Annotated in this window: 7 protein-coding genes; 5 read left to right on the top strand and 2 right to left on the bottom strand. The window is 69.9% G+C overall.

Features of this window, described 5'->3' with window-relative positions:
* Window positions 1-21: 21 nt before the first annotated feature.
* Both ACFV4K_RS33240 and ACFV4K_RS33235 read right to left on the bottom strand, forming a co-directional pair.
* The gene (locus ACFV4K_RS33240; protein ID WP_213558297.1) at window positions 22-816 is read right to left on the bottom strand and encodes an SDR family oxidoreductase; all 795 of its coding nucleotides are present in this window, start codon (window positions 814-816) and stop codon (window positions 22-24) included.
* A complete protein-coding gene (locus ACFV4K_RS33235; RefSeq protein WP_357089968.1) occupies window positions 813-2,033 on the bottom strand; it encodes an acyl-CoA dehydrogenase family protein in 1,221 nt (406 codons plus the stop codon). Before ACFV4K_RS33235 ends, ACFV4K_RS33240 begins: the two co-directional genes overlap by 4 nt.
* A gap of 71 nt (window positions 2,034-2,104) precedes the next feature.
* Between ACFV4K_RS33235 and ACFV4K_RS33230 the strand changes: the two genes are divergently transcribed.
* From ACFV4K_RS33230 to ACFV4K_RS33210, 5 genes are all read left to right on the top strand, one after another.
* Window positions 2,105-3,655, top strand: coding sequence for a FadD3 family acyl-CoA ligase (locus ACFV4K_RS33230; RefSeq protein WP_379280264.1), 1,551 nt, complete (start codon window positions 2,105-2,107; stop codon window positions 3,653-3,655).
* A gap of 88 nt (window positions 3,656-3,743) precedes the next feature.
* Window positions 3,744-4,628 (top strand): enoyl-CoA hydratase, encoded by an 885-nt coding sequence (locus ACFV4K_RS33225; protein ID WP_357089815.1) that lies wholly within the window; start codon window positions 3,744-3,746, stop codon window positions 4,626-4,628.
* Window positions 4,629-5,759, top strand: coding sequence for an acyl-CoA dehydrogenase family protein (locus tag ACFV4K_RS33220; RefSeq protein WP_379280262.1), 1,131 nt, complete (start codon window positions 4,629-4,631; stop codon window positions 5,757-5,759).
* 19 nt (window positions 5,760-5,778) lie between these two features.
* Complete coding sequence (locus ACFV4K_RS33215; protein WP_379280260.1) at window positions 5,779-6,822, top strand: acyl-CoA dehydrogenase family protein; 1,044 nt, start codon at window positions 5,779-5,781, stop codon at window positions 6,820-6,822.
* A gap of 103 nt (window positions 6,823-6,925) precedes the next feature.
* A complete protein-coding gene (locus tag ACFV4K_RS33210; protein ID WP_379280259.1) occupies window positions 6,926-7,969 on the top strand; it encodes an acyl-CoA dehydrogenase family protein in 1,044 nt (347 codons plus the stop codon).
* Window positions 7,970-7,998: the final 29 nt, after the last annotated feature.

Genomic DNA, 7,998 nt, shown 5'->3' with positions numbered 1-7,998 from the left:
CTCTATGTATTGCGTTCGAAATCAGGCGCGCTGGCTCGAAATGGAGACGACCTCACCGGTCAGGTAGGTGGTGTAGTCGCTGGCGAGCATGGCGATGGTGGCGGCCACCTCCCACGGCTCGGCGGCGCGGCCGAAGGCCTCACCGGCGGCCAGGCGGTCGAGCAGGTCGCCCGAGGTGACCTTGTCCAGGAAGGCGTGGCGGGCGATGGACGGGGCCACCGCGTTGATCCGCACGCCGTACTCGGCGGCCTCGACGGCCGAGCAGCGGGTCAGCGCCATCACGCCGGCCTTGGCGGCGGCGTAGTGGGCCTGGCCGTGCTGGGCGCGCCAGCCGAGCACCGAGGCGTTGTTCACGACGACGCCGCCGTGGCCCGCCTCGCGGAAGTACTTCAGCACCGCGCGGGTGGCGCGGAAGGTGCCGTTGAGGGTGATGTCGAGGACCTTGTCCCACTGCTCGTCGGTCATGTCGACGACCGGGACCTCGCCGCCCAGACCGGCGTTGTTGACCATGACGTCGATGCGGCCGAACGCGGCGACGGCGCCGGCGATCAGGGCGTCGACCTGCTCGGTGGAGCTGACGTCACACGGCACGGAGGCGACCCGGCGGTCCGGGAACTCGGCCTGCAGGGCCTCCTCGGTCTCCTTCAGGCGACGCTCGTGCCAGTCGGAGACGACCACGTCCGCGCCCTCGGAGAGCAGGCGGCGCGCGGTAGCCGAACCGATGCCGGTGCCCGCGGCGGCGGTGACGACCGCGATCTTGCCCGCGAGCAGGTTGTGGCCGGGGGTGATTTCGGGGGCGGTTGAAAGATCCGTCACGGTCGAGCCTCTCGGGGAAGTCCGAGCACGCGCTCGGAGATGATATTGCGTTGCACTTCGTTCGAACCGCCGTAAATGGTGTCCGCGCGAGTGAAGAGGAACATGCGCTGCCAGGCGTTCAGGTCATCGCCCTCGCCGTCGGCGATCAGGCCGGGCGCGCCGAGCACGTCCATGGCCAGCTCACCCAGGTCGCGGTGCCAGTTGGCCCACAGCAGCTTGGTGACAGACGCCTGACCGGCCGCGGTGCGGGCGTCCACGGAGGCGCCGTCGTGGCCGGACTCGAGGGTGCGCAGCACGTGGGCGCGCAGCACCCGCAGGCCGACCCATGCCTTGTCCAGGCGATCGGCGATGACCGGGTTGTCGATGGCCCCGTTCTCCTTGGCGACGGCCTCCAGATCGGCAAGCTCCCGCGCGTAGCGGATCTGCTGGCCTACCGTGGAGATGCCGCGCTCGAAGGTGAGCGTGCCCATGGCGACCTTCCAGCCGTCGCCGGGCTGCCCGACCACCAGATCGGCGGCGGTGCGGGCGTTCTCGAAGAAGACCTCGTTGAATTCCGCGGTCCCGGTGAGCTGGATGATCGGCCGCACCTCGACGCCCGGCTGCTTCATGGGCACGAGCAGATAGGACAGGCCGTGATGGCGGGTCGAGCCCTTCTCGGTGCGGGCGACCACGAAGCACCAGTCCGACAGATGCGCCAGCGAGGTCCAGACCTTCTGACCGTTGATGACCCACTCGTCGCCCTCGAGCTGGGCAGAGGTGGTGACGGCGGCCAGGTCCGAACCCGCGCCCGGCTCCGAGTAACCCTGGCACCACAGTTCGGTGACATTGCGGATGCCGGGCAGGAAGCGCTGCTTCTGCTCCTCGGTGCCGAAGGCCAGAACGGTCGGGCCGAGCAGTTCCTCACCCAGGTGCGAGACCCGGGCCGGGGCGTCGGCCTTGGCGTATTCCTCGTGGAAGATGACCTGCTGGCGCAGGGTGGCGTCGCGGCCGCCCCACTCCTTGGGCCAGCCCAGGCAGGTCAGCCCGGCGGCGGCGAGGGCGCGGTCCCATTCGAGCCGCTCCTCGAAAGCCTCGTGCTCGCGCCCGGGACCACCCAGACCGCGCAGCTCGCGGAACTGGCCGTTCAGGTTCTCGGCCAGCCATTCCCGCACCTCGGTGCGGAATTCGGCATCCTCGCGGGGCTCAGTCCCGCTGGCCGGTTCGGGGGTCTGGATCATGCTCACGTCGGTAGAGTAACCTACCAAGCACTTGCTTTGTTAGACCCATTCCCGGACAGCGAGGAAGCCCAGTGACATCTCCTCCGCAGACCACACCGCTCGCTCTGCACGCGGCGGCGGACGCCTACGGTGACGCGCCCGCCGTCGCCGACGGTGCCGTGCGACTGAGCTGGTCGCAACTGCTGGACTCGGTCCGTGAGACCGCCCGTGCGCTCATGGCCCGCGGCATCGAACGCGGCGATCGCATCGGCATCTGGGCGCCCAACACCCACCACTGGGTGACCGCGGTGCTGGCCACCCACTACGTGGGCGCGACCATCGTGCCGCTGAACACGCGGTACGTGGCCGACGAGGCGGCGGACACGCTGTCGCGGGTGCACGCCAAGGCGCTGTTCATCGCCGGTGAGTTCCTCGGCCGCGACCGGCTGGCCGAATTGCGGGCGCACGCATCGGAACTGGGCATCGAGACGATCGTCGTGATTCCGGTCGAGGGCGAGGCTCCCGTCGAGAACGCCATCGCCTGGTCCGATCTGGGCAAGGTGGCCGAGACCGTCAGCCTCGACGAGGTCGTGGCGCGCGCGGAATCGGTGTCGCCGGACGATCTTTCCGACATCCTGTTCACCTCGGGCACCACCGGACGCAGCAAGGGCGCGCTCATCGCGCACCGCCAGCTGCTGACCAGCGCCCGGGCCTGGGCCGACTGCGCCACCCTGAACAGCGACGACCGCTACCTGGTGGTGCCGCCGTTCTTCCACAGCTTCGGCTACAAGGCGGGCATCATCACCTGCCTGGCCACCGGCGCGACCATCGTGCCGCAGGCCGTGTTCGACGTGCCCGAGACCATGCGCTTGATCGCCGCCGAGCGCATCACCGTGCTCACCGGCCCGCCGACCATTCACCAGACCATCCTCGATCACCCCCAGCGGGATGCCGCGGATCTGTCCAGCCTGCGCGTCGCGGTGACCGGTGCGGCCACCGTGCCGGTGGTGCTCATCGAAAGACTGCGCACGGAGCTGACTTTCGACGTGGTGCTGACCGCTTACGGCCAGACCGAGTCCGGCGGCTTCGGCACCATGTGCCGCCCCGAGGACTCCAGCGAGACCATCGCCAACACCTGCGGCCGCACCATCGACGGCTTCGAGATGAAGCTGGCCGACAACGGCGAACTGCTGCTGCGCAGCGACCAGGTGATGCGCGGCTACCTCGACGACCCGCAGGCCACCGCCGCCACCATCGATCCGGACGGCTGGCTGCACACCGGCGATGTCGCGGTGATCGACGAGCGCGGGTACATGAAGGTCACCGACCGGCTCAAGGACATGTACATCTCCGGCGGCTTCAATGTGTATCCCGCCGAGGTGGAGCAGGCCATGGCCCGCATCGAGGGCGTCGCCGAGACCGCGGTCATCGGCGTGCCCGACGAGCGCATGGGCGAGGTCGGCAAAGTGTACGTGGTGCGCCGGGCGGGCTCGGAACTCACCGCCGAGGACGTGATCGCGCAGGCCAAGACCATGCTGGCCAACTTCAAGGTGCCGCGGTTCGTGGAATTCCGTGACGCGCTGCCCTACAACGCGGCGGGCAAGGTCCTGAAGCGCAACCTACGTGATGAGGAGACCGCGTGATCGAGTCCAGCCCGGAGGCGTCGCTCCTCCTCTCAGCGCTTGCGCGGCGTAACCACGCAGGGCGCTCGATCACGCATAAGGAGGCAGTGTGAGCCAGGAATTGGGGCCCATCCCCGATGAGGGCGAAGTCGTCCTCTACGAGAAGCGCGGCCCGATCGCGGTCGTCACGCTGAACCGGCCGGACTTCCGCAACGCGCAGAACTCGGTCATGACCTACGCCCTCGACGCCGCCTTCACCAAGGCCGTCGAGGATGCCGAGGTCAAGGTGATCGTCCTGGCCGGGGCCGGAAAGCATTTCAGCGCCGGGCACGATATCGGCACGCAGGGCCGCGACCACCACATCTCCTACGAGAACCAGGCCGTCATGTGGTGGGACCACGTGGACCGGCCGGGCGGCGATCAGCGGTTCGCGCGCGAGTCCGAGGTGTACCTGGGCATGTGCCGGCGCTGGCGGGAGATCCCCAAGCCGACCATCGCCATGGTGCAGGGCGCGTGCATCGCGGGCGCGCTCATGCTGGCGTGGGCCTGCGACATGATCGTGGCCTCCGAGGACGCGTTCTTCTCCGATCCGGTTGTCCGCATGGGCATTCCGGGCGTCGAGTACTTCGCGCACCCGTGGGTGCTGGGTCCGCGCCGCGCCAAGGAGGTGCTGTTCACCGGTGAGCGCTTCACCGCGGCACAGGCTTACGAGTGGGGCATGCTGAATCGCGTTGTCCCGCGCGAGGAGCTGGAGGCGCAGACCTTCGCGCTCGCCGAGAAGATCGCGGAGATGCCGCAGTTCGGGCTGGCGCTCACCAAGAAGGCCGTCAACCAGTGCGAGGACCTGATGGGGATGCGCGCGGGCATGGATTCCGTGTTCGGGCTGCATCACTTCGCGCACGCGCACAACGCCGAGGTCGGCACCGGCTCACTGGGCGGTATGGACGCCAAGTCCATGAAGGCTGCCGCTACCACCAACGACAGGGCAAAGTAAGTGGATCTCGAATTCGACAGCAAGACCGAGGAATTCCGCGCCGAGGTGCGCGACTTCCTGGCGGCCAACAAGCCCGCCGCTCCCCTGCCGTCCATGGACACCAAGGCCGGTTTCGAACTGCATCGCGAGTGGGAGGCCAAGCTGGCCGACGCCCGCCTGTCGTGTGTGGCCTGGCCCGCCGAGTACGGCGGCCGCGACGCCTCGCTGACCGAATGGGTCATCTTCGAGGAGGAGTACTACGCCGCGGGCGCGCCGGGTCGCGTCTCGCAGAACGGCATCTTCCTGCTGGCGCCCACCCTGTTCGAGCACGGTTCACCCGAGCAGCTGGCCCGCATCCTGCCGAGAATGGCGCGCGCCGACGACATCTGGGCACAGGCCTGGTCCGAGCCGGAGGCCGGTTCCGACCTGGCCGGTATCCGCTCCACCGCCAAGCGCACCGAGGGCGGCTGGCTGCTCAACGGCCAGAAGACGTGGAGCTCGCGGGCCTCGTTCGCGGACTGGGGTTTCGGCCTGTTCCGCAGTGACCCGGAGGCCGAGCGCCACCGCGGCCTCACCTACCTGATGTTCCCGCTCACCGCGGAAGGCATCACGGTGCGACCGATTCCGCAGCTGGACGGCGAGCCGGGCTTCGCGGAGATCTTCCTGGACAACGTGTTCGTGCCGGATCAGGACGTGATCGGCGAGGCGAACAACGGCTGGAAGGTCGCCATGGCGACCTCGAGCAACGAGCGCGGTCTGTCGCTGCGCGCGCCGGGCCGGTTCAACGCCACCGCCCGCAAGCTGATCGAGCTGTGGACGGGCTCGGCCGCCGAGTCCGACACCGCCGCCGCCGACCGCGTGGTCGACGCGTGGGTGGGCGCGGAGGCGTACCGCCTCAACACCTGGGCCACCGTGACCCGTCTGGCCGACGGCGGCCAGCTGGGCGCGGAGTCCTCGGTGAACAAGGTGTTCTGGTCGGATCTGGACATCGCCATGCACGAGACCGCGCTCGATCTGCACGGCGCGGCCGCGGAGCAGGAGTCGGCGTGGACCGACGGCTACCTGTTCTCGCTGGCGGGCCCGATCTATGCCGGCACCAACGAGATCCAGCGCAACATCATCGCCGAACGCCTGCTCGGCCTGCCGCGATAGCCACAGGGAGGACGACGACATGCGATTCGCATTGACCGCAGAACAGAACGATTTCGCCGCCAGCCTGCGCAAGATGGGCGAGGCCGCCAAGACGCCGGGCGTGGTCCGGGCGTGGGGCGAGGGCGAGGCCGCCGCCGGGCGCGCACTGATCGGCCAGCTGGCCGAGGCGGGCGCGCTGGGGCTGACCGTCTCCGAGGACAACGGCGGCTTCGGCGCCGGTCCGGTCGAGATGATCGTGGCCTTCACCGAGATCGGCCGGGCCGCCGTGCCGGGTCCGCTGGTGGAGACCGCCGCCGCGATTCCCGCACTGCTGCAGGCGCTTCCGGACTCGGCGCTCGCCGCCGAGAAGCTGCCGGAGCTGGCCGAGGGCGCGAAGCTGGGCACCCTGGCGCTGACCGCGTCGGCCGGTGCCAACGCGGGGCGCTCCGCCGGTGCCGCCACCGCACTGGACGCCGATATCGCCGACCTGGTGCTGATCGCCGAGGGCGACCGCATCGCGGTGGGCACCGCCGGTGACCTGGTGACCTCGGTGGACGCCGCGCGCCGCCTGTACACCGTGAGCGCGGGCGAGACCCTGACCGAGGGCGAAGGCGTCAGCGCCGCCATCGATCTGGCCTTCGACACCGCCGCCCTGGCCGCCGCCGCGCAGCTGCTCGGCGCGGGCCGGGCCATGCTGGACACCAGCGTCGAGTACGTGAAGCAGCGCCAGCAGTTCGGTACCCCGATCGGCCGCAACCAGGCCATCAAGCACCACCTGGCCAATGCCCACATCGGCCTGGAGATGGCGCTGCCGCTGCTCTACCGCGCCGCTCTGACCCTGGAGTCGGGCGCGGACGCCGAGACCCGCGGTCGCGACATCTCCGCGGCCAAGCTGGCCTGCGGCGAGGCGGCGTACCAGACCGCGCGCATCGCGCTGCAGGTGCACGGCGCGATCGGCTACACCGCCGAATGCGATCTGTCGCTGTGGCTGACCAAGGTCACCGCCCTGCGTTCGGCCTGGGGCACCCCGGCCGAGCACCGCGCCCGCATCGCCGCCGCCCTGCGCGCCGGCAACGTGGCATGAGCGAGTCAGGCCCGGAGGCGGTAGCGCAGCGTAACCACGCAGGGCCCTCGCTCATGCCGAATATGCGCAGCATGAGCACCATTGATCCGTTGGGAGCGAACGCATGAGCCTCACTGCCGAACAGCAGGAACTCGTCACCACCGTGCGCGCGGTGCTGACCAAGCACGGTGACAGCGCGGCCATGCGGCGCGGGCTGGAGACCGACCGCGGCTACGACGAACAGCTGTGGAAGCTGCTGTGCGAGCAGGTCGGCGTCGCGGCCCTGGCCATTCCGGAGGAGTTCGGCGGCATCGGGGTCGGCCTGGTCGAATCCCTGCTGGTGGTCGAGGAACTCGGCCGTACGCTGTCCGCGCCCCCGATGCTCGGTTCGGCCGTGCTGGGTGTGCAGGCGCTGCTGCTGGCCGGGAACACCGAGGCCAACGAGCGGCTGCTGCCGGAGGTCGCCGAGGGCGCGCGGACACTGGCCCTGTGCTGGGCGGCGGCGAGCGGCTGGGACGCCTTCGGGGTCCAGTCGACCGGTGGAACCCTCTCGGGCTCCGCGCATTACGTGCTCGACGGCGCGTTCGCCGACACCCTGCTGGTGCTCACCGCCGACGGCCTGTTCGAGGTCGCGGGCGACGCGGCGGGTGTCACCCGCACCGCCGTGGTCACCCAGGACCCGACCCGCAAGCTGGCGCGCATCGATTTCGACTCCGTGGCGGCGACCCCGCTGGGGCAGCTCGACGTCACCCGCCTGCGTGAGATCGCCTGGGCCGCAATGGTGGCCGAGCAGATCGGCGCGGCCGAGCAGTGCCTCGACATGACCGTCGAGTACTCGAAGTCGCGGGTGCAGTTCGGTCGCCCGATCGGCAGCTTCCAGGCCCTCAAGCACCGCATGGCCGACATGTACGTGCTGGTGGAGTCGGCCCGCTCGCTGGGCTACCTGGCGATCGCCGGTCTCGCCGAGGGCGCGATCGACCCGATCGACATCCAGGCCGCTCGCCTGCACGCCATCGACACCTTCAACTCGGTGGTCTCGGAGACCGTCCAGATACACGGCGGCATCGCCATCACCTGGGAACACGACGCGCACCTGTTCTTCAAGCGCGCCCACGCCGACGCCCAGCTCTTCGGCACCCCCGCCCGCCCCCTGGCCCGCCCGGCCTAGCGGCGACGCTTTCCCGAACGGCCCGTGCG

The organism is Nocardia sp. NPDC059764, assembly GCF_042732555.1.
GTDB lineage: Bacteria > Actinomycetota > Actinomycetes > Mycobacteriales > Mycobacteriaceae > Nocardia.
The sequence above is the reverse complement of the archived record's forward strand: the minus strand, read 5'-3'. Positions and strand labels throughout refer to the sequence as shown.

Excerpts from the sequence above, each read along its gene's own strand:
- ACFV4K_RS33235 (WP_357089968.1), bottom strand. The coding sequence starts at position 2,033 with ATGATCCAGACCCCCGAACCGGCCAGCGGGACTGAGCCCCGCGAGGAT.
- ACFV4K_RS33215 (WP_379280260.1), top strand. The coding sequence starts at position 5,779 with ATGCGATTCGCATTGACCGCAGAACAGAACGATTTCGCCGCCAGCCTG.
- ACFV4K_RS33210 (WP_379280259.1), top strand. The coding sequence starts at position 6,926 with ATGAGCCTCACTGCCGAACAGCAGGAACTCGTCACCACCGTGCGCGCG.